Annotated in this window: 20 protein-coding genes and 1 pseudogene; 14 read left to right on the top strand and 7 right to left on the bottom strand. The window is 69.1% G+C overall.

All coding sequences use genetic code 11. From position 1 onward, the window contains the following. Positions 1-73 precede the first annotated feature (73 nt). The 3 genes from ABZW14_RS32240 to ABZW14_RS32250 all read left to right on the top strand — a co-directional run bounded on the left by ABZW14_RS32240 (position 74) and on the right by ABZW14_RS32250 (position 3,350). Entirely contained in the window at positions 74-271 is a 198-nt protein-coding gene (locus ABZW14_RS32240; protein WP_355354319.1) for a hypothetical protein, read from the top strand. A 75-nt stretch (positions 272-346) separates the two neighbouring features. Continuing rightward, positions 347-625, top strand: a complete 279-nt coding sequence (locus ABZW14_RS32245) for a hypothetical protein (RefSeq protein ID WP_355354322.1) — start codon at positions 347-349, stop codon at positions 623-625. Between the two features lie 1,180 nt (positions 626-1,805). Continuing rightward, a complete protein-coding gene (locus tag ABZW14_RS32250; RefSeq protein ID WP_355354325.1) occupies positions 1,806-3,350 on the top strand; it encodes a ricin-type beta-trefoil lectin domain protein in 1,545 nt (514 codons plus the stop codon). Between the two features lie 65 nt (positions 3,351-3,415). Here ABZW14_RS32250 and ABZW14_RS32255 read toward each other — a convergent pair whose 3' ends face one another. Both ABZW14_RS32255 and ABZW14_RS32260 read right to left on the bottom strand, forming a co-directional pair. Then, on the bottom strand, positions 3,416-3,607 hold the full coding sequence (locus ABZW14_RS32255) for an RICIN domain-containing protein (RefSeq protein WP_355354328.1): 192 nt from the start codon (positions 3,605-3,607) through the stop codon (positions 3,416-3,418). Between the two features lie 68 nt (positions 3,608-3,675). Then, positions 3,676-5,265, bottom strand: a complete 1,590-nt coding sequence (locus tag ABZW14_RS32260) for a beta-1,3-glucanase family protein (protein WP_355354331.1) — start codon at positions 5,263-5,265, stop codon at positions 3,676-3,678. Between the two features lie 409 nt (positions 5,266-5,674). Here ABZW14_RS32260 and ABZW14_RS32265 point away from each other — a divergent pair, with 409 nt between their 5' ends. Next, positions 5,675-7,498 (top strand): ABC transporter ATP-binding protein, encoded by a 1,824-nt coding sequence (locus tag ABZW14_RS32265; protein WP_355354334.1) that lies wholly within the window; start codon positions 5,675-5,677, stop codon positions 7,496-7,498. Between the two features lie 41 nt (positions 7,499-7,539). Further along, complete coding sequence (locus tag ABZW14_RS32270) at positions 7,540-9,225, top strand: ABC transporter ATP-binding protein (protein ID WP_355354375.1); 1,686 nt, start codon at positions 7,540-7,542, stop codon at positions 9,223-9,225. Positions 9,226-9,293: 68 nt separating this feature from the next. Here ABZW14_RS32270 and ABZW14_RS32275 read toward each other — a convergent pair. Together ABZW14_RS32275 and ABZW14_RS32280 are read right to left on the bottom strand one after the other, a co-directional pair. Then, a pseudogene (locus ABZW14_RS32275) lies at positions 9,294-9,425 on the bottom strand (IS5/IS1182 family transposase); the annotation flags it as partial. Between the two features lie 574 nt (positions 9,426-9,999). Next, positions 10,000-10,236 carry a hypothetical protein gene (locus ABZW14_RS32280; protein ID WP_355354337.1) on the bottom strand — a complete coding sequence of 79 codons (237 nt, stop codon included), beginning with the start codon at positions 10,234-10,236 and terminating at the stop codon, positions 10,000-10,002. A 745-nt stretch (positions 10,237-10,981) separates the two neighbouring features. Between ABZW14_RS32280 and ABZW14_RS32285 the strand changes: the two genes are divergently transcribed. After that, a complete protein-coding gene (locus tag ABZW14_RS32285; protein ID WP_355354340.1) occupies positions 10,982-11,428 on the top strand; it encodes a hypothetical protein in 447 nt (148 codons plus the stop codon). A gap of 93 nt (positions 11,429-11,521) precedes the next feature. Here the strand turns inward: ABZW14_RS32285 and ABZW14_RS32290 are convergent, their stop codons facing one another. Next, positions 11,522-11,998, bottom strand: coding sequence for an SMI1/KNR4 family protein (locus ABZW14_RS32290; RefSeq protein WP_355354343.1), 477 nt, complete (start codon positions 11,996-11,998; stop codon positions 11,522-11,524). 643 nt (positions 11,999-12,641) lie between these two features. Here ABZW14_RS32290 and ABZW14_RS32295 point away from each other — a divergent pair. The 8 genes from ABZW14_RS32295 (at position 12,642) to ABZW14_RS32330 (ending at position 19,713) form a co-directional block, all read left to right on the top strand. Next, positions 12,642-13,433, top strand: a complete 792-nt coding sequence (locus tag ABZW14_RS32295) for a tryptophan 2,3-dioxygenase family protein (protein WP_355354346.1) — start codon at positions 12,642-12,644, stop codon at positions 13,431-13,433. Further along, positions 13,412-14,680 (top strand): tryptophan 2,3-dioxygenase family protein, encoded by a 1,269-nt coding sequence (locus tag ABZW14_RS32300; RefSeq protein ID WP_355354349.1) that lies wholly within the window; start codon positions 13,412-13,414, stop codon positions 14,678-14,680. The genes ABZW14_RS32295 and ABZW14_RS32300 overlap by 22 nt, the downstream gene beginning before the upstream one ends. Next, complete coding sequence (locus ABZW14_RS32305) at positions 14,677-15,855, top strand: aminotransferase class V-fold PLP-dependent enzyme (protein WP_355354352.1); 1,179 nt, start codon at positions 14,677-14,679, stop codon at positions 15,853-15,855. Before ABZW14_RS32300 ends, ABZW14_RS32305 begins: the two co-directional genes overlap by 4 nt. Then, the gene (locus ABZW14_RS32310) at positions 15,852-16,883 is read left to right on the top strand and encodes a methyltransferase (RefSeq protein ID WP_355354355.1); all 1,032 of its coding nucleotides are present in this window, start codon (positions 15,852-15,854) and stop codon (positions 16,881-16,883) included. Before ABZW14_RS32305 ends, ABZW14_RS32310 begins: the two co-directional genes overlap by 4 nt. A gap of 308 nt (positions 16,884-17,191) precedes the next feature. Next, positions 17,192-17,530, top strand: coding sequence for an immunity 53 family protein (locus ABZW14_RS32315; RefSeq protein WP_355354358.1), 339 nt, complete (start codon positions 17,192-17,194; stop codon positions 17,528-17,530). 130 nt (positions 17,531-17,660) lie between these two features. Beyond that, complete coding sequence (locus ABZW14_RS32320; protein ID WP_355354361.1) at positions 17,661-18,191, top strand: hypothetical protein; 531 nt, start codon at positions 17,661-17,663, stop codon at positions 18,189-18,191. A gap of 370 nt (positions 18,192-18,561) precedes the next feature. After that, positions 18,562-18,969 (top strand): hypothetical protein, encoded by a 408-nt coding sequence (locus ABZW14_RS32325; RefSeq protein WP_355354363.1) that lies wholly within the window; start codon positions 18,562-18,564, stop codon positions 18,967-18,969. Positions 18,970-19,251: 282 nt separating this feature from the next. Continuing rightward, entirely contained in the window at positions 19,252-19,713 is a 462-nt protein-coding gene (locus tag ABZW14_RS32330; protein ID WP_355354366.1) for a hypothetical protein, read from the top strand. 406 nt (positions 19,714-20,119) lie between these two features. On the opposite strand, the gene ABZW14_RS32335 is transcribed toward ABZW14_RS32330, so the two are convergent. After that, on the bottom strand, positions 20,120-20,539 hold the full coding sequence (locus tag ABZW14_RS32335; protein WP_355354369.1) for a hypothetical protein: 420 nt from the start codon (positions 20,537-20,539) through the stop codon (positions 20,120-20,122). Between the two features lie 97 nt (positions 20,540-20,636). Continuing rightward, complete coding sequence (locus ABZW14_RS32340; protein WP_355354372.1) at positions 20,637-20,975, bottom strand: hypothetical protein; 339 nt, start codon at positions 20,973-20,975, stop codon at positions 20,637-20,639. Between the last annotated feature and the right edge of the window lie 115 nt (positions 20,976-21,090).

Consider the following 21,090-nt stretch of genomic DNA (forward strand, 5'->3'; position numbering starts at 1 on the left):
AATCCGTCCGTCCAAGGCGGGGTAAGCGGTCGAGTCCGGGCCCGGCCCTCGCAGATCAGCTACGGTCGGCGGGGTGGAGGTGCTGCTGCGCGGCGGGCCGGGTGACGGCCAGGCGGTGTCCGGCGGCGGGGAGACCGTCGTGTGGCGGGCTTGCTTGTACGAGATCACGCCGGAGTTCGCCCGCCGGGGTGGGCGTGATCTTCGGGTGTACCGGCACCGACCGGACTGCTGCGAGCCCTACGGCCGAGGCGCCGAGGACCGCTGCGAGTAATCCTCCTCTACGGGTGCGCGAGGCACGCTCGCCATCCGAGTCACACACATGATCGAACGTATGTACGATCGCAGGGTGCAGGAAGTGGTACGGCGGTGGTGGAACGGGATCTGGGGGCGCTTGACCCGGCGCGACGTGTGGCTAGTCCGCGAGACGCGCTGGACGGTGATGGCCCGGGCCGGGGACACGGAGTCCGGGAAGGTGCTGCGCTGGGAGTTCGACTCGGAGCCACAGGCCCTGGAGATGGTTGACCGCCTGCTACGCGCCGACACCGCCGGCCAGTGGCGGGAGCAGGACCGCGGCACTCCCCCGCCGGCTGCCGGCGCTGACGAGGCACGAAGGGGCACATGGTGACGATTATGGATGCGACCTGGCGCCTCGGACGGGATTTGAACCTGCGATACACGGTGGGGGAAGGACTTTAGCGCCTGATGGGCCGCCCCTCGTCCTACCAGGGCATACGCCTAGTGGGACTACGATGGGCGTGATCATTTTGTATTGTTCCGGGTCTTGCCGATCTCGCCACTCGTGGCTCCCGCCCGCTTTTTCGGGTCAACAGAGTGATCGCTGCTCAACGGCCGCCGAATGCGCTTGGACTGGCCGCACGGCTTGGCAGACGTCCCATACCACCGCACGGTCCGCCCCGCCCCGCCCGGATCGTCGTGCTGGTCGTTCTGGTCGCTCTCGTCCCGGTGCTGATCTCGACGAGACCGCTCGCGGGACCGGCCGCGCCGCCCTGGTGCTCGCCGGGGCGCCGACTGGCAGCGTGCATGAGGGGCGCCACCCGAGCCAGCCAATTAGCAGGCTCCGCGAAGGCCCCACCCCTTCAACGCCGGCGGCTTTTCGCCGGCACCGGAGGAGGACCGTGCATCAGTTCACCAACTACAGGTAAGGCGACTTGGGGCCGGCCTGGTGATCGGGCCGACCACGCTTTGTCACTGGGCAGGCGTCGTCACCGGTGGTCGTTGGTAGCTCACGATCGGCCGTTCACGGCCGAAGACCTGCGCATCATGCTCGGGCAAGAGATTGGCGTACTGGTTCTGCTACCCCGCGCGGTACAACTCCTGCTCGCGATCCGTTGGTTGAGAGCGACTTGTACCCGGGCGACCTGCTCTCCGACATCCTGCAGCTGGCTGCCGCGGCATGATCGAGCCTCCGGAGGAACGGAAGCGGCTGGCATTTGTACTGATTGAGCTCGTTGCCGGCCGACGCCATTGTGCGGTTTTGGAGCGGCGGAAACCGCCAGTCCAACCAGACTTGGACCCTCCGCTGGGGCTGATCCCCGCAAACCACCGCTCGCCCCGCCGCACGCAGACGGCGGGGCGAGTCGCGTCCACGGATCGGTCGGGCGTGGAGAAGACATCGTTGTCCATCCATTGACAAACGTTGTTAACGGTTCGATCCTGAGAGCGCTCTCCCGGGCTCGCTCCGCCTCCGATCGGTCGCCGGCGCCGTGACCCGGCCCGCCTGCGCCCCGTCCCGCGCCGGGAGGGCCGGCCCCACTCCGGGGCGCCGAACGATCGGAAGGAGTCCGATGAGCAGAATCCTCGCGCTAGTCACGGCCGCGGCGGTCGGCCTGCCGCTGCCCGCCGCCCCGCCGGTGGGCCCGGCGGGCGACCCGGCCGGCGCCTCGCTTGCGGCGGTGTCCAGCCTGCCGGCCGGCATGGCCGCCGCGATGCGGCGCGATCTCGGCCTGACCGACGGCCAGGTCGCCACCCGGCTGCGCCGGGAGGCCGCGGCCGCCGTGGTGGACCGGCGACTGCGCGGCCGGCTGGGCGCCCGGTACGCCGGCTCGTGGCTGGACGCGAGCGGCGGTCCGCTGACGGTCGCCGTCACCGACGGGTCGGCGGCCGACGCCGTACGGGCCGAGGGCGCCCAGCCACGGCTGGTCGCCCGAGGCCTGGCCACCCTCGCCACCGCCCGCGCCACCCTCGACCGGCGGGCCGCCGCCCACCGCCCCGACACCGCTGTCCGCGGCTGGTACATCGACGTCGCCGCCAACGAGGTGGTGGTGCTCGTCGCGCCCGGCCGGGTCGACCCGGCCCGGGCGTTCGTGACCGCCAGCGGGGTCACCGCCTCCCTGGTGCGATACGTGCCGGCACCGGATGCACCCCGGCCCATGTACGACATCCGCGGCGGCGACCAGTACGTGATCAACGGCAACGTGCTCTGCTCGGTGGGCTTCGCCGTCGTCGGCGGCTTCGTGACCGCCGGTCACTGCGGCTCCCCCGGCAGCTCCACCCTGGGATACAACAACGTCGCGCAGGGCACCTTCGCGGGCTCGTCCTTCCCGGGAAACGACTATGCCTGGGTGCGCACCAACGGAGACTGGACACCCCGTCCCTGGGTCAACAACTACGCCGGCGGCAACGCCCCAGTCGCCGGCTCGCGCGACGCCGTGATCGGCAGCTCGGTGTGCCGTTCCGGACGCACCACCGGCTGGCGCTGCGGCACCCTGCTGGGCCGGGAGGAGACGGTCAACTACGCCCAGGGCGCCGTCTACGGGCTCAGCCGCAGCAACGCTTGCGCCGAGGGCGGGGACTCCGGCGGCGCCTGGCTCTCCGGCGACCAGGCCCAGGGGGTGACCTCCGGCGGGTCTGGCAACTGCTCCTCCGGCGGCACCATGTGGTTCCAGCCGGTCAACGAGATCCTCGGCACCTACGGCCTGAGCCTGGTCACCACCGGCGGGGGCGGCGGGGGCACCCGGATCATCAGCAACTGGAACAACAAGTGCATCGACGTGCCCAACTCAAACTTCTCTGACGGCGTGCCGCTGCAGGCCTGGAACTGCAACGGCACGGCGGCGCAGAGCTGGACCTTTACCGGCGGCACCCTGCGCACCCAGAACAACAAGTGCATGGACGTCGCCTGGGGCTCCCGCGATAACGGGGCGGTCATCCAGATCGCCAACTGCAGCGGCAACCCGGCTCAGCAGTTCGTGCTCTCCGCGGCAGGTGACCTGGTGAACCCGCAGGCGAACAGGTGCGTCGACATCAAGGACTGGAACGGCAACGACGGCGCGCGGCTGCAGCTATGGGACTGCGCCGGCACCGCGAACCAGAAGTGGCGTACCGGCTGAGCCAGTCGCCAGCGGCACGGCGTCCGGTCCGGGTGGACCGGGCGCCGCACCACGTCAGCGGCTGCTCAGCCCCGCCGCCACTGCTGGTTACCACCCAGCGGTCGGCCCCTGTCCCAGATCTGCAACCGGCTGCCGGTCGTCGTGCCGTACTTGACCGCGTCGAGGCACCGGCTTGAGTTCGGGTTGACGATCGACCCGTCCGAGTTGATCACCCACTGTTGGGCGCCGTTGTTCAAGCAGGTCCACAACTGCGCCACACTGCCGTTGGCAATCCTGCCCGTGCTGGGGGCCGATCGGATCGGCCCCCAGCACGTCGCCGGGTCGGTCAGCCCTTGCGCCACTTCTGGTTGGCCGTACCCGCGCAGTCCCAGAGCTGGAGCCTCGCGCCGTCGTTGCCGTTCCAGTCCTTGATGTCGACGCACTTGTTGGCCTGGAGGTTGACCAGGTCGCCGGCCGCGTTCAGAGTGAACTGCTGGGCGCCGGTGCCATTGCAGGTGTAGAGCTGGACCACGGCGCCGTTGGCGGTGGACCCGCCGTCGACGTCCATGCACTTGTTGTTCTGGCTCTTCAGGGCCGTGCCGCTGAACGTCCACTTCTGCGCGTTGGTGTTGTTGCAGACCCACGTCTGCAGCGGCGCACGGTCGACGAAGTTGGAGCTCGGCACGTCGATGCACTTGTTGTTCCAGTTGCTGACGACGGGCACCCCGGTGGTGGGGTTGCCGCCGCCGCCGGTGAACGGGCTGAGGATCAGGCCGGCCGATCGCGGGTCGCCGTCGTACACCAGCGACTCGAATCCGCCGACGTCGTCGAAGGCGAACGCGTACGCCTTGCCGTCGGCCATGTTGGCGTGGATCAGGCGGGCGTACTGGTTGGTGGGGTTGTTGCGGTAGAAGTCGGCGGCGTTGGTGCTGGGCTGGGTGTCGATGGTGCCGAGCGTGCCCCGGTTGAGCGCGGCGCAGAGCGTACGCGAGATCGGGCCGACCACCTGGTCGTTCGGCGCGGGCAGGTCGCCGTCGCAGCCCCAGACGCTGGCCGAGGAGGGCCGGTTGAAGGAGGCGACCACCTGGCCGGTGCCGTTGGTGAAGGTCATGGTGTTGCCCGAGGTCCGGCCGTAGTACCGGATGGCCGGCTGGTCGGCGAAGGGCACCACGGTCAAGGCCTTCGTGGTGTACGCGTTCCACGCGGAGGCGATGTAGGAGTCCAGGTAGGTGGCGTTCAGCAGGCCGGCACCGGCGGCCTTGCCCGGGGCCAGGACGCGCAACACCGTCCCGTCAGATCGGGTGTAGACGGTGTTGGCCCAGCCCGACTGCGCCCGGATCCCGTCGATGACCGCGTTGCGCCCGTTGGCCACCAGGTCGCCGGTGCGCTTGGTGACGCCGTTGGCGCCGGTCACGGTGACCGCGTGCGGGACCGCGAACATGTCGACCTGGGAGCTGTTGAGCCACAGCCCGGAGTCGTTGTAGGTGAACTCGCTCCAGTCGAAGAGGATGTCACGGTTGGCGTCCCCGGCCGCCCATGGCGCGGGCTGGACCAGCCCGTCCGGGGTGAGGAAGAACTTCAGTTTCTGCCCCAGCGCGAAGTAGACGCGGCCGGAGAAGCCACGGGGAAACTGGATAACGGTGCTGCCGCCGTTGCCGGGGCCGGGGATGGAGGCGTCCGGCGCGGGCGACGGAGGGATCTGCCCGCCGGACCACGGCACGAAGGCGCCACCGGAGGTGACGTAGCCGAGCCGGCCGGAGGATAGCTGGACGCCGATGACATAGAGGTAGACCGGGTCGGCCCGGCCGGTGGTGTTGCTGACGGTGACAGGCAGCGACGCCGGTCCGACCGCGTGGGCGGGTGCGGCGACGACGGCGCCCGCGAGCCCGGCGAACAGGGCGGACACGGCGGCGAGCAGCTTTCTTCGGAGACCCATGGAGACACCTCGCTGCAGAGAAGGGACGGGAGAGCGCTCTCGGCAGCGTCTTACTGTTAACAATGCTTGTCAATACGTGATTGCCCGGCCAGCTGATCGACGCCGGCTAGCCAAGTGATATCGGTAACGGCCCCGCATCTGCCGCGCGGCTCGCCAGAGGTCGTGGAGCACCCGCCGAGCCTTTCGCGTCGCCTCTCGACAGCTGAGTGATGGGCATGCCGGCGACCTGGTGCCCGCCGATGTTGTAGAGCAGCGCGAGTTTGGCGATCAGCTCCGTCGGTCGCGCCGGGACGACGCACGGCCGAACCGGGAATATGGGTGAGTACGTCCGCAGCCAACTCGGTAGTTTGGGCGGGTGCCTCCACAGATTCCGCATCCCGATCCCGGTGTGCCGGACACGAGGGGGCCGATGTGGTACGTCTGGTGGCTGGTTCGCTGTCAACCGTGGCGGGTGCTGCGCGGCACCGTGGTCGGCACGGCGTGGATGATCGGGCTGTCGGTCCGGCCGTACCTCGTCTCCCGCGCCGTCGACGACGGACTGCGTGCGCACGACACCCGAGCCCTGCTGCTCTGGGTCGCGGCAATCGTCGTGGCGGGGGTGGGGCTGTCGTACCTGGGCATCATGCGGCACCGCACGATGACCTTCGTCCGAGAGGACGCTACAGCGCGCTCCGCGGCGGTCCTGCTGCGCCAGTTGTCCCGGATCGGCGCGGTGCTGCCGCGCCGGCTCGCCGCGGGGGAGGTCGCCACCGTCGGCGGCTCTGACATCGGCTACACGTCGCAGGTGCTGACGATGACTGGCCCTGGCGTCGGCGCGCTGATCGCGTACGCGGTCATCGCCGTCGTGCTGTGGTCGGTTTCCCCGTTGCTGGCGCTGTGCGTGCTGCTGGGCGTGCCGGCGATCGCGCTGATCATCGGACCGTTGCTGCGCCGCCTCGAGCGGGCGGAGTCCGTCTACCGGCACCAGCAGGGTGTCCTCACCACCCGGGCCGGTGACATCGTGGCGGGGCTGCGGGTGCTGGCCGGGGTCGGCGGCCGCGGTTTGTTCGCCCGCCGATACGCAGCGCGCTCCCAGGACCTGCTCGCCGAGGGCTATCGGGTCGGTGCCGTCTACAGCTGGATCGACGCGTTGACGGTCGCCATACCGGGGCTGTTCCTCGCGGCGGTGGTGTGGCTTGCGGCTCGGATGGCGGTCGCTGGCGACATCACGGTCGGGCAGATGGTGGCCGTCTACGGATACGTGGCGACGCTGATCGTGCCGGTGTGGTTCCTGCTTGAGGGAAGCTACGGGGTGATCCGGGGCCGGGTCGCCGCCCGTCGCATCATCGCCCTGCTCAACCTGACTCCGGACCGCGTCGGCGGCCCGACCATGCAGGACGTGGGCGGGACGGGAAACGTACCCGGTGCCCGCCGGCCGCTAGCCAGGTCCGCGCCGGTACGGCCCGCGGACCTGCACGACCCCGCTTGCGGACTGACCGTGCGCGGCGGTCGGGTGACCGGCGTGGCCGCCGACGACCCGGCCGAGGCCATCGCCTTGGCCGACCGGCTGGGACGCTACGTCGTCAGCGACGTGACCTGGGGTGGCGTGCCGCTGACCGGGATCGCACTCGATGAGGTACGCGCCCGGATCCTGGTCGCCGACCACGACTCCTACCTGTTCGCCGGGACCTTACGGGACATCCTGGGTGGCCGGGAGTCGAGCGCCGACGGCCCGGCGGGGATCGGTGACTGCCGTACCCGGGCAGGGAACGGTGGCACCCTCGCCCAGGCGGGAGGGGCTGACGACCGGATCAGGGCGGCGCTGCGTGTCGCGTCGGCAGAGGACATCGCCGAAGCGCTGCCGGACGGGCTCGGCACCCCGATCGACAACCGGGCCCGCACGCTCTCCGGCGGCCAGCGTCAACGGGTACGGCTGGCTCGGGCGCTGCTCGCCGAACCTGAGGTGCTGATCCTCATCGACCCGACGTCGGCGGTGGACGCGCACACGGAGGCGCGGATCGCCGAGCGGCTGCGCGTCGCGCGGGCCGGGCGGACCACCATCGTGCTCGCTACGTCACCGTTGCTGCTCGGGCACGCCGACACGGTCGCGCATCTGAGCGGGGGTCGGATCGTCGCCACTGGCACGCACGCGGAACTGCTCGAACAGGACCGGGGTTACCGGCAGTTGGTGGCCCGGGGCAGCGACGACCTCGACTTGGAAGATTTCACCGGGCCGAAGGGAGCGTTGCGGTGAGCCGGCTGCCGGTAGCGGACCGGGCGGCCGTGCGACGGGAGATGCTGGACCTCGTCGGCCGGGACCGGCGCGCGGTCCTGGTCGTGCTGGTGTTGCATGGTGCCGCCGCGATCGCCGGGCTCGCCGCGCCGTGGCTGCTCGGCAGGATCGTCGACCAGGTTGCCGCCGGCGCCGGCGTCGCCACCGTGGACCGCTTGGCGATGGCGATCGGCGGATGCGTTCTGGTGCAGGCGCTGCTCTCCCGGTACGCCCAGTACGCCGGTCACCGGTTCGGGGAGCGGGCGGTTGCCCGGCTGCGCGAGGAGTTCGTCCGCAAGACGCTCGGCCTGCCCGTCTCCGTCGTGGAGCGGGCCGGCTCCGGGGATCTCGCGACCCGTAGCTCCGTCGACGTTTCGACCGTTGGGACGACCGTCCGCGACGTCGTGCCCACCATCGTCATCGCGTCGGCGCAGCTGACGCTGCTGTTCGGGGCGATCTTCCTGCTGCATCCGATGCTCGGCCTGGTGGCGCTGGCCGGGCTGCCGCCGATCTGGGCGGTGAGCCGCTGGTACCTGCGGCGGGCCAGCTCGGCCTACCTCGCCGAGGGCGCCGCCACCGCGGAGCTGACCGAGACGCTGACCACTACCGCCGAGGGCGCGCGTACCGTGGAGGCGCTGCGGCTTTCCGACGAGCGGATCGTCCATGGCACCGAGCGCATCGCCCGGGTGTGGGCCACCCGACGGGCGACCCTCGCGCTGCGGACCGTGTTCTACACGGTGGTGGAGGCCAGCTATCCGTTGCCGATCGCCGCAGTGCTGCTGGCCGGCGGGTTCTTTCTGACCAGGGGGATGGTCTCGCTCGGTGAAGTGGTCGCCGCCGCGCTCTATCTCCAGCAGGCGATCGAGCCGTTGGACCGGATCCTGCAGTGGACTGAGCAGGCGCAGCGCGGCTTCGCGTCATTCGCCCGCGTGCTCGGTGTCGGCCAGGTGCCACCGGAGCCGCCCGGCAAGGCTTCCGCGCCATCAGGGGAACGGCTGGTCGTGCGCGGCGCCCGGTTCTCGTACACCGACGGCCACGACGTCCTGCACGGGATCGACCTGGAGGTACGGCCCGGTGAGCGGCTGGCCGTCGTCGGCCCGTCGGGTGCCGGGAAGTCCACCCTGGCCCGGTTGCTGGCCGGGATCGACGCGCCGCGCCACGGCGTGGTCAGCATCGGCGGCTGCCCGATCACCGACCTGGATCCCGCCGAGCGCCGACGCCGGATCGCCCTGGTCACCCAGGAACACCACGTCTTCATCGGCTCGGTGCGTGACAACCTCGCCTTCGCCGCGCCGGACGCGTCCGATGAACAGATGCGAGCCGCGTTGGTCGCGGTCGGCGCCGACTGGTTCGCTGAGCTGCCCGACGGCCTCGACACGGAACTCGGTGACGGGGCCAGGCAACTCGGGGCGGCTGATGCGCAGCAGCTCGCGCTGGCCCGGCTGGTGCTCGCCGACCCGCACACGCTGATCCTCGACGAGGCGACAGCCGCGCTCGATCCGACGACCGCCCGGCGTACGGAGCGCGCGCTGGCGGCTGTGCTCGCCGGCCGGACCGTCATCGCGATCGCGCACCGGCTCAACACCGCGCACGACGCGGACCGGGTCGCGGTGATGGAGGATGGCCGGATCACTGAACTCGGCAGCCACGACGAACTCGTCCGGGCCGACGGGGCTTATGCCTCCCTCTGGCGCTCGTGGCACAGCTGAAGGGTTCGTGCAGCATCGCCAGGGCCGGCTCGCCGTTCGGGCCCGGGGTGGCCCAGCGTGCTGGCGTAGATGACGATCTTATCGACCGGACGCCGGCGGAACGGAGCCCGTGCCAGCAACGGTCCGATCGTTTCGATGACCCACTGAGCGGCGGAGTGCGAGACGCCGAACAGCAGCCCGATCTGGCGCATGGTCAGGTTGCCGGCGAGTGGCCGGCCGATGCCGGCGGAGGTCGCCAGCAAGCCGAGGCCGGGGTTGCGGCCCGCTTGCGGGCCGCCTTGATCCCGCGCAGGTCTGGCCGACCCAGCGCTCGGTCCGCGCGGCGACCAGTTACCCGTGGCTGGCGGTGAAAGCAGTAGACGCCCGCTCTGGCCGAACTCGCCGACCTACGCTCCGAGCTGGTGGCAACCGGGACCGTCGACCGGCACCCGCCCGCAGTCCTGCGCGCCATCAACCGGCGCGATGGGCCCGGACACCAAACGTTGCGCATGCGAGACCACCACATCCCAGATGGCACGGTCTTCGTCTGGCAGCTCAGGCAAGCCCAACTCGTCGACCACCTGGTCCAGCAGCTCGCGTGCCTCGCGGTACCCGTCCCGCAGGAGCCCAGCGAGTTCCCGCCGCGATGGGCTATCCGGCCCTCGGCAAGCGCGTGCGCACTGGGCCGGCACTCCACGCTTGCTCGCTTCCAAGCCGTGTTAGCCCGTCACCGAAGGTGACGGGCTAACACGGCCTGGTGCAACATCGGCGCCGGAGTGTCGACGATCTGGCGGGTCAGGTGACCCCGATGTTCAGGTAGAAGTGGCCGAGCTTGAGTGATAGCGAGGCGCCTCCGAAGTGGTGAATGAGCATCGCCAACAGGATGACGATCAAGATGCAGACGACGAGCCAGATCAGGAACCACACGAAACCTGGGATCCCGTAGCGACCGACGCGAGCCATTAGGCTCGCCCCCTCGCGGTCGGCGCTGCAACACGCGCCGCCGCGCATGGACGTGTCGACTGTCGGCAACTGCGCCCGACGCTAGCGGACGTCTCCATACAGCCTCCTTCATTGAGGTGTCCGCGAACCTTCCCTACCGAGGCGCGCGTCAAACCGGGCCGTAGGAGACCGCTTCAGGCTTTCGTCGGAACCGGGCCCCGCATCTGTGCTGCCGGTGACATCCAGGGTCGGTCAACGGGACGTGGTTCTTGCCCGCACTGCACTCCACATCTGCACCGCGGTCCACTCTCAACTCTCGCTTGCTCTCGGAAGCGATCGGGATCGGTCGACGACCAGTGAGCAGCGCCTCGGCGTCCCCGGTCGGCTGCTCTTCTGGGACCGCTTGCCACGACCACCGGGCGCGAGCGGCGTGGCCCACTCAGCAGTCAACTCTCAACGGACGACCACTCGCTTGTAAAGGCGTTCCCGGCCAGCGCCGGGGCATCGAGCGATGCCTATCGGATCCGGCCGGAGGCGCAATCCGTCCATGCTGGTCCGACCTCGGCCGCCACCGACGATGTCAAAGGCTGATGTCAGGTCGCCGCTGCTGCCGGCTCTCCGTACGAGGAGGGTCGCCCTCCTCGGGGGATGCGGTCTCAAGCTATCAACGGCTGCCAACTGGCGGCGGCCCGCTTCGGCGAGCATGTGCCGGGCGTGGTTCGCTCGCGTCTGGAGTCGACCGGCGACCCGCTGCCTGTCAGCACCGCCGGGCAGGACTTTGCTGCAAGGGCGCCTGGCTTGGTACCCACGTGGAGAAAACGCTAGCGTCCGCTGCATGAGTGAAACCCCGCTATCCGATGTCATGACGGAGCACGCGGAGACCAGTACCCAGGAAAGCTACGAACGTTTTCTCGGCCTGTTTCGGGCTTCCACCATCGGCATCGTGGCCATCGGGACACCCTCCCAAGATCCGGACGGGAGTTTCAGGGCTGACGGCAACCTTGGCGCAGGCCGGACCACTCACGGCGACGGCCGGGCACGCCTACTGGCCTACGCCGACCCCGAGGCAGCCCTACGCAACTTCGGTCCCCGGTTCAATGCCGGCCTGGCCGGCGAGGTTCTCCTACAGATGGCCGTAGCCGATCCCGATTGTGAAGGCATCCTTGTCAACAGCGCCATCCGCGAAATCAGCCTTACCATCAGCCAACCGACCGCCCGGTCCCTCCTGACATCGACCATGACCGCGGTACCCGGTCGACGGCGCTGGTGGAAGCGACGTTAGCGAACCTCTACTACTGGCAGGCGGGCGCGGCAGGCTCGTATCTGCGACGCCTCACTTGCAAGCTCTGGCGCCGACCGTGGTGCTTGTCTGGAGTCAGGGTTGAGTGCCGCGCCGCGCCACGAAATTCAGGAAGTCTGGCGCCTCCAGCGTGGGGTCGTCGGCGTCGTGGTGGCGGAACCACACCTCGTCGCTGCATCCGCCGTCGAGGACGGGGAAGCACCAGTAGTCGCCTGTGCCGACGGGTGCCACCGCGACGAACGACCCGTCCGGGAACTCGGCCCGGCTGGCGGAGACGACGTCGTCGATGTGGTGCGCGGACGCTGCTGTGGGTATGGGCAGCAGGTCGAGGAATCCGAACTGCCCGCCGCCGTAGCGCAGCATGAATGCCTTGTACTGCTCGGGCAGGGTCGCGCCCAGCGCCCGCTCCGCCTCGGTGATGTCCTCCGCCGACGCGGTCAGCCCTTCGATCACCTTGAAGTCTTCGATTTCCTCGAAGCCGGACCTGGCCGCCCGGGCGCGGAGTGATTGAACGTGCTGGTCGAACTCCTCGAAGTCCATGCCGTCGATCATCTCCGACTCCTAGCCAGGTGTTGAAGGGGCTCGTGGTTGGAGTTGGAAGCACCGGTTGTCACCCAGCAGAGGCCCGCAGTACGTCGACGCGGCGGCGGGCAAGGGCGATCAGTGCCTGTTGGTGCTTCCGTCCCTTGCCGCGTTTGCGCTGGCAGTAGTCCCGGTTCGGGCCTTTCGTCCGCAGCGTGCTGAGCGAGGGCAGGTAGACACGTGGCGCAGCCGCCGCTTGTAGCGCCGCAGCCGGCGTAGGTTGGCGACGCGCTTGCCGGACGCGTCACCCACGTCCCGAGACTGAGCTGTCACGGAGGTCCTGAGACCCGACACCGCCGACTGCCCGTTGCCCTACGTCGGTTGATGCTCTGCATAACGACCGTTTAATGGTTGACATGATCACCTGGGATGCACGCCAAGCGTGCGAGGTTCCACGGGTTGACCGCTGGGCGGAGTGATGATTTCGGCGAGGGCCGCCTCGAACTGCTCGTGCAGATACACCTGCTCATGTAGCTGCCGCTTTCCGAAGTCGGGCACGGCCGCGCGGCAGCGGCGTGACACATTGCCGTTCGTCGTTGCATAATGGCCGCCGCACGTGTTGCCGCGCCTTCCGTTTCCGATACGGCGACGCCGACCGAAGGGAACCAATTCCGTGAAGCAGGACCGCTCACCTGTGCTGCCTGGCGACGGCGCCACGGACTATGCGCGCTACATGCGGCTGGAGGCGCTGCTCGTCCTGCAACGGCGCCCGGAGGAGATGATCCACCGCGACGAGCTGCTCTTCCAGGTGGTGCACCAGTCCACCGAGTTGTGGCTGAAGCTCGCCGCCGCCGAGCTGATCGAGGCGGTCACCCGGCTGCGCGCCGGCGAGCTGGCGGCGACCGAGTCGCTCCTGGCCCGGGCGACGCTCGGGATCCGGTTGGTCACCGACCAACTGGAGATGTTCCGGCACCTGTCCCCGGCCGATTTCCAGGCCATGCAACCGGCGCTGGGCAAGGGATCCGGCGCCGAGTCACCCGGCTGGCGGCAGGTCCAGGCCACGAGCCGACAGCTCGGCCAGGCGTTCGGGGAACACCTGGAAGCCCATGGCATCGATCCAGCCCTACTGGGCCAGCCCGATCCTGCGAACCCCGTCCAGCGGCTCGTCGAGGCGCTCATCGAGTGGGACGAGCGGGTGTCGCTCTGGCGGACGCGGCACTACCAGGTCGCACTGCGCGTCGGGGGCCACGCTCCCGGCGGCGCCGAGGCGACGATGCTCGCCAAGCTCGTCGGGTACCGGTTCTTCCCCGAACTGTGGCGGGCCCGCCTGAAGCCCACCGACGGATCCGGTGACGAATCACGGTCGACCGTCCTTGACAATCCTCGTTCACCAGAAATTGGCAATCCCTCCTCACCTGCCTGCGCGGCGACCGAAATGTCGAGGTGCGGTTCGTGCGTGAACTGACGAGTTGGCTGTCCGGCGCCGGTGAGCCCGGCAGTTTCCCATACTCCGCGGTGCTGGCAGAGTTTCACCGGGTCGGTAAACACTTCGTCGAAAAGGAAGTGCTGGCTCTGCTCGACCAGGCCCGGGCACAGTTGACGGTGCCGGCGGCCGCGCGGGACCCCCACGCCCGGCTGCTGGATGAATTCCTCGATGGCGCGCTCGACAAGTGGGACGGCCGGTACGACTACCGCAGCTACCTGGCGCTGCGACTGCTCCGGTTGCCCTGCGGGGACAACGTCGACGGGCCGGTCGGTGCCCGGCGGGACCAGGACCGGCTCCTCGTCCGCTTGGTCGCCGACGCGCTGGCCTTCGAGCTGACCGCCGCCTCCGGCGCCACCGACCTGCTGCCCGAGCGGCGCCCGAGCCCGGACGTGGTGGCCAAGCGCTACCGGCTCGGCGTACGGGCCGCGTCCCCCGCTCTCGTCCGGATGGGCGTTGCCGGGACGGTCCTCGACCGGGAGGCGGTGGCGACCCCGGACGAGCTACGGGCCCTCGCCGTCGACTCCGATCCCACCGGGGAGCTGGTCCTGCGGCTGAGCATGCTGCCGGTCCACGTGTCGCACGACGAGTACCTATTCATCCGGGTGCTCCAGTCGTACGAGTGCCTCTTCGCGGGGATCGCCGACGAGCTGCGCGCCACCATCGCCGCCCTGACCGCCGGCCACGCGGGGCCGGCGGTCGAGCGGCTGGCGTACGCCCGGGGGCAGCTCACCGCCGCCGGGCCGCTGTTTTCCCTGCTGGCCACGATGCAGCCGGAGGCGTTTCGGACGTTCCGGGAGTACACCGAGGGGGCGAGCGCCATCCAGTCCCGCTCCTACAAGCTGATGGAGTCGCTGTGCCGAACACCCGAAGGGTCGCGGTTGGACTCGGCCGCGTACCACCAGGTGCCGGAAGTACGCGGCCTGGTGCACGCCGGGCAGCCGTCGATCGACAACGCGTTCCGGGCGGCGGTGCGTGACGGCCTGCTTACCGCGCCCGGCGGCGAGCGGGTCGAGGAGGAGATGCGGTCGTTCGCCGCCGCGGTGCTTCAGTGGCGCCGCACGCACCACCGGCTCGCGACCCGGATGCTCGGACCCCGCCCCGGCACCGGCTACACGGAGGGCACGCCCTATCTGGCCACGGTCCGGTCCATTCCGGTCTTTACCTCCGTCGCCGGTGAGCCCCGATCCCCGTCCTCTACCGAGCCGACCGGAGGTAGTCCCGAGTGAGCCCATCCAACCGGAAACCCGCCCCCGATACGCCCGAGTGCCTCGACGCCACCGCGCACGCCGCACTGCGCGCCGAGTTCCCCCTGCTGGGCACCGGCGTCTACCTGAACAACAACTCCACGGGCGCGGTGCCGCGGGGCGCGGAGCAGGTGCTCACCGGCTACTGGCGGACGCTGCGGAGCTGGCGCGACGAGGTCTGGCAGGACTGGCACGTCGGCCTCGACCGGTACGCCGACTCCGTCGCCGCATTCATCGGCGCGCCGGCGGGCAGTGTGGTCACCGATGCGAACCTGAGTACGCTGCTCGCGCGGGTGGCGTCCTGTTTCGACTACCGTCCGCCGCGAGACCGGGTCGTCACCACCGACCTGGAGTATCCGACGGTGCCGTTTATCTGGAACGCGTTCCGTCGGTACGGCGCCCGGCTCGACGTGGTCGGCTCGGGCGGCCCGCAGTTCGACGAGGACGCCATCGAGGCACGGATCGATGAACGCACGCTGCTGGTGTGCGTCCCGCACGTCAGCTTCTCCTCCGGGGCCACCATCGACCTGCCCCGACTGCTGCGGCGCGCCCACAATGTCGGCGCCCTGGTGGTCGTCGACGCCTTCCAGAGCGTCGGGGTCATGCCGCTGGACGTGACGGCGCTCGGCGTCGATGTCGTTCTCGGCGGCGCGCACAAGTGGCTCTGCGGGGTCGGCACCGCCTTCCTCTACGTCCGTCCAGGCCTGGTGCCGGAGCTGGAGCCGGCGGCGACCGGCTGGCAGGCCGGCGACCGAGCCTTCACGTTCCAGCCGTCGACCGGCTGGGCCGACGGGGCCCGACGCTTCGCCGGCGGGACACCGTTCCCCCTGACCTCGCTGATATCCCAGGTCGGCCTAGATCTGCTGGCCGAGGTGGGTGTCGGCGCGATCCGCCGGCACTCGCTTGCCTGCACGCAACGGGTCCTGGACCGGGCCGCGGCGGCCGGCATCGACGTGGTCAGCCCGACCGAACCGCACCGACGCGGCGGCGTCGTGTGCCTGGACGTCGCCGACGGCGAGGCCGTCAAGCAGCGGCTGGTTAAGCGAGACATGATCTGCAGCTGGCGGGGCCACCTGCGGGTCGGCCCGCACGTCTACAACACCCTCGACGAGATCGACACATTCATGGACGCCCTGGAAGAGGAGCTGAAGCGGTGAAGGTGGCGTTTTCTCCCCGCGCGCTGATGAGTCTGCTCGCCAACGGGCCCAAGGCCATGGACGTGCTGGAGGCCGCGCTCGGCACGGGCCAACTCGACGCCCTGGAGCCCGGGCCGGCGAGCCTCGGCGAGCTGGCCGCCCGGTTCGACGTGCGGCCCCTGCGGCTCTACAAGTTCCTCGACTGCCTGGAGAGCCTCGGCGTCGTCGAGCGCAGCGAGCCGGGCGACGACATCACGACGGCCACGTACCGCGCGGTGCCCGGCCTGCGGGACGCCATCACGGCGGTCGTCGGCCCCGGCGCCGTCGAACGCGACCGGGACCGTTACCCCTGGCGGCGGCTGCACGGTCGGCTGGCCGAGAGCCTGCGCGGCGAGGTGAGCATGAGCGACGACGACTTCGCCTGGCCACCAAAAACCGACGAGCAGACCGCCGATTTCGAGCGCAGCATGGCCGTCGGTCTCGGCCCGGTGATCGAGGCAATGCACTGCAACGCCGACCGGCTGTGGTCGGACCGGCGCCGCCTGCTGGACGTCGGCGGGGGCGACGGGACGCTAGCCGCGCACATCCTCGACGACGCCCCAGGGCTACGGGTCGACGTGTACAACCTGCCGGCCGTGGCACCGCTGGTGGAGGCCACCCGGACCCGTACAGGGCATTCCGACCGGCTGGGTTTCGTCGGCGGCGACTTCTTCGCCGAGCCGCTGCCCACGGGCTACGACGCCATGGCGTTCGTTCGGGTGCTACACGACTGGCCGAACGACGTCGCCCGCCGGCTGGTCGAGAAGGCGTACGCGGCGCTCGAGCCGGGCGGGCTGCTGGTGATCTGCGAGGAGTTCCGTACCCCGGACCGCCTGGCGATGCAGTTTTTCTGGAGCTACTTCCTCATTGGAGTCGACAGTTGCGTCAGCCGGCTGCGGGAGGTCGAGTTCTACACGAGCCTGCTCAAGGAGGTCGGCTTCGACCGGGTGGCCGTGCTGCCCGGCGGCTGGGAGCTGGCCTGCGCGTACAAGCCGGTGGTCGGAGTGTGACCCGGCCCCGGCAACCTCAGCCAGCAGGTCGGGATCCTCGATTCCGAGGCCGCGCGGATCCAGTTCGGTCGGAGACCTGCTTCCGGACCACATGCCAGCATTCCCCCGTCGACGATGACCAGGTGGCCTGACGGGCACCGGACTTCGCCGAGCCTAACGATCTCTCCCTTGGCGCGGCTGTCTACGGACCCGCTAGGCCTCGGTCTCCCCTGCCGGTCTTGACGCCGCCCGCAAATTCAAGCGCTCTATCGCCTGTGAGACCTACCCTTACCTGACGCCACGACCACCGCGAGATCAGGGAATACGGGGTGCATGATCACGACGAGCCAGCGCCGGGGGTCTGGACCTGGCTGCAAGCCTGGTACGCGACTCAGTGCGATGGCGAGTGGGAACACGAGTACGGCATTCAGATTGGGACGGTCGACAACCCCGGCTGGTCGGTCCGCATCGACCTGGGTGATACGGCACTGTCAGGGATGCCCTACGAGCGGCACGAGCTCCATAGAAGCGAACACGACTGGATCATGACCTGGGTCGAGAAGGACCAATTCCGGGCAGCGTGTGGACCACTGAACGTCGGCGAGGCGCTACACCTGTTTCGGCGGTGGATCGAAGCAACGCCCCGCGAGCTCGGGTCACAAGCTTGACAGAGATAGGAGCGTCCACAGCCGGCGGCTGGCTGTCGGACTGCGGATGACGGGTTACTCCTTGCTTCGCTAGATGGGTTACACCAGGACGTACGTTCCGTCCCCGTGGCGGGCCGGACATACTGTCGCCGTGCTTGAGCGGGGCGGCAACGCGAAGAACCGGTACCTGGTCTGCCACGACTACGGCATGGGCGCCTTGTGGTGGTGGGTTTGGGCACGGTCGCCAGAGGAGATCCTCGACGCCGTCGCTGAGGTGGAGGTGGTCACCGATGACGTCACCGTGCGGCGGGTGACCTCGTGGGATCTTGACGAGGTCCACCTCGATGCGCTGCCCGACGGTCCACTGGCCAGCCTCCGCGACCAACGGTCGGCCCATCGCGATGTCCCTGGCTACGGCGTACTGGCCGACCGCGGCCTGGTGTACCTCCGCGACGCCTGCGCTGCGTACGACGGCACTGCGTACCTGGCCGAGCTGGGACCGGACGGCCGCCGCCTCCGCCAGGTCCAACAGCGCCCCGACGGTGACGCCCTCCAAACCGAGGACTGGCCCTTCAACCCACCCATCGACCTACGCGATCCGCAGTACGCCACGATGGAGATCAGCGCGGAGGCATTTGAACACGCCTGGCGACGCGCACGACCAGACCCGGACGCCTACTAGCGATCTGCCGTCACTCACGCCCCAGCGGCGAGATTGTCTACCCGGACCTGTCGCCCAACAGCTGGCGCCGACGCGTTCAAGTGAAGCCCGACCTCGCCGGCAGCCGGCTGTCCGGTCTCAGGACCTGCGTGACACTCCGCCGATTGTCGATGGAGCTGAGCGTGATGGATCAGGGGTATCGGACTGTGAAATCGGTTGTTGGATCCGGTGCGGCCCGCCGAACATGGCCCAGGTGAGCCGAAGCCTCCGAACAGATCTCCGGTCCCGCCAGGCACTCCGGCGCGCTCCCCGGCTCGACCGGGTGCGGATCCGAGTTCACGCACCGCGATCCGGATTCGCGCACCCGGTAAGCGGACGGGACGTCCGTGAGGTGCTGGAGGCCATCGGGCCTTGGGCGTGGTACGGGTTGCGCGGCATCGAGCTGCGGCAAACCGAGGACTTCCGCCCCGGATTCGTCGTCTACGGCAGGACCAGAGCACCAGGCGAGATCTTCCTTTACGAGCACCGCCTACCCGAAGCCGCGGCGTTGCGGGACTTCATGCGGTTTGACGTACTGCTGCACGAGCTTGGACACCATGTGCTTCAACACCGCAGCCGGAAGGCCGGCGGCGTGCAACGCCGCTCGGATCATGAACGGTTCGCCGAAGCGTTCGTCGCTCGATGGAAGCCGATCGTCCAAGCTGCACTCAACACACACGCATCAGCCGCTGACGCGCACTTGGTCTCTAGCCGGCTGCGTCACCCCGGTCTCGAGACTGATCTGTCACCCAGGTCCTGAGACCTGACGTCGAGGGCAGTCGGCCGCCGGCTTGTCACGCACCTCACGGCGTCGCAGGTCGCGCTTCCTGGCCGACGAGCTTTGCTGCTCGGTCTGGCGGCGTCTGCGAGGTGTCGATGGTAACGTCCGCGGTCCTCGCAGCCAGGGGCTCGTCCCATGCCTTGAACCGTTGCTGGGTGTCGGTCGCTCGCCGGACTGTTCGCTCTTCGGCAACGTCTTGCGGCCAGGTGTGGCCGCAGCGAGGTTGACGCTGTCTACTCATTGCCGATGGGTGGAACAACGTTGAGCATCCTGAGTCCCTACGCCGCTGAGCGCGTCGAGCCGATCCTGGTTGAGGAGATGATCGCTGAGGGGCTGACCCGGTATGAACGCGATCCGAACTACTGGTACTCCGCCGATGGCCTGCCGTACGGCTATGACATCCAAGCCCCGGGCATCGAGGTCGATCCGGAGGAGCTACACCTGCTTGAGCGAGCCACCGCGGTGACGATGGGCTGCGCCATCGGGCTGCACATCTTTGTCAGCGACCTTGCTGGCCGACCTGCCCTGGCTCGGATGGCTCAGCAAGTGGCGCGACGGACCGACGGCTGGGTGTTTGTCGATTTCTACGATTCGCCCTCGGCAGACCTGCTTCGCTGCCTGGGCGGCGCGGGCCGCCGCGTTCGAGCCGACGATGCCGTCTATCTCGACGCTGAGGCGATGACCGCGTGGATCGCTCACCCCAGCTTTCACGTCGTCAAGTGAGTGCCATCAGGGGCGCTTGGGCCGTGCTGCGAGCCCCGTGGGCCGCAGAGCGCCACCACCCCGAACAGCACCAGTCCAACTACAGCGACGCGCGCTAAGACCTGTTGCGGCATTGGCCGAGGGTTAGATACGTGTCGGCGTTGGTTGGTCCTGGCGGATCAGGACTACCCGATCCCCTTTTCGACGCGCCAGGCCCTGCAGTGATCGAGCATCTCGCGCCCGGGGCGAGCGACGCCGCCAGTTCGGCCGCGAGAACCAGGGGGTGAAGGCCCGGGGGTCGGTCGCCCGCGCCGGCGCGGCACCGCGCTGACGGCGTGATTCGGCATTGCGGCGGCCGTGTCGAGCCGTGTGACGATCTGCTGGTGCCCGATGTTGACCGAAGCACCGGGCGGCGACCCGGTCTCCCTTATCGGGTGCCGCCCGAGGCGAATACCGTGTAGAAGTACCGAAGGCTGTCCTCTGGGCCGTTCTCAAGGCGCTTGAACGCCTTGCCGATCGGGTTGCACCAGCGATGGTCGCCGAGCTCGATCAGTAGCGGCCACCCGACGACGGCTCGTTCATCGTCCGTCGTTGCGCGCCATCGCCCGCCAGCGTGGCGGGTCAGCACTTCGCCGACGTAGCAACCGAAGCCGAAGAGGGTTTCTGCAAGCTGCTCGCCGGTGAGTCCGTCGGCGCGGAAGTCGTCGAAGATGGTGTCCACGCGCGCCAGGCTGTCCGGCGTGTAGTCCAGATGTACGTCGCTGACCTGGGCCGCCGCCGCTGTGATGTCGCCCGCGAAGCGGGCTGCGTTCTCCGGGACAGGCGCGTACTTCAGGCGCAGTTGCATGTGGTTTCCTCCGGCGCTTCGCTTGATCCACAGATCGGATCGCGATCGTACCGACGCCGGGATTTGGCCTCGTCTCTCCTACCCGATCTGGCCGGTGTTATTGACCGTCGGAGACGATCGGGATGAGCCTGGCTGCTACGTCCTTGAAGTCACCGAAGCCACTGACGGTTCGCAACAGGCCATGGCTTCGGTAGTAGGCGCGTAGCGGCTCGAGCTGCTCCTGATAGGTCTCCTGGGCATGCGAGTAGCTGAGCAGTAGCTCCTGGCGTCGCTCGGCTTGCTTGGGGTCCAGTTCGATGTGACGTTCCACCCGGCGGTGAACGGCGAGGTGGAGTTGATCCGCGCTCAGGACGAGTTCGATCACTGTGTCGGGAACATGGCCGCTCTGCGCCAGCAACTCAGCCTGACGGCTCCTGCGGGGGAAGTTGTACAGCACCCAGCCACCGTTGACGTTGGCTAGGCAATGTCTTCAAAGGTTCACAACCATTGCAGTAGCGCGGCGATGGTGACCGTTGCCTGGTAGGACGTGGCGGTCTTGTCGTAGCGGGTGG

The sequence above is a fragment of the Micromonospora sp. NPDC004551 genome (assembly GCF_040609975.1).
In the GTDB taxonomy this organism is placed as follows: Bacteria; Actinomycetota; Actinomycetes; order Mycobacteriales; family Micromonosporaceae; genus Micromonospora.

What these genes read in the sequence shown, in the direction of transcription:
- ABZW14_RS32250 (WP_355354325.1), top strand. Translation starts at nt 1,806, where the DNA reads ATGAGCAGAATCCTCGCGCTAGTCACGGCCGCGGCGGTCGGCCTGCCG.
- ABZW14_RS32260 (WP_355354331.1), bottom strand. Translation starts at nt 5,265, where the DNA reads ATGGGTCTCCGAAGAAAGCTGCTCGCCGCCGTGTCCGCCCTGTTCGCC.
- ABZW14_RS32265 (WP_355354334.1), top strand. Translation starts at nt 5,675, where the DNA reads ATGTGGTACGTCTGGTGGCTGGTTCGCTGTCAACCGTGGCGGGTGCTG.
- ABZW14_RS32270 (WP_355354375.1), top strand. Translation starts at nt 7,540, where the DNA reads ATGCTGGACCTCGTCGGCCGGGACCGGCGCGCGGTCCTGGTCGTGCTG.
- ABZW14_RS32285 (WP_355354340.1), top strand. Translation starts at nt 10,982, where the DNA reads ATGAGTGAAACCCCGCTATCCGATGTCATGACGGAGCACGCGGAGACC.
- ABZW14_RS32290 (WP_355354343.1), bottom strand. Translation starts at nt 11,998, where the DNA reads ATGATCGACGGCATGGACTTCGAGGAGTTCGACCAGCACGTTCAATCA.
- ABZW14_RS32335 (WP_355354369.1), bottom strand. Translation starts at nt 20,539, where the DNA reads ATGCAACTGCGCCTGAAGTACGCGCCTGTCCCGGAGAACGCAGCCCGC.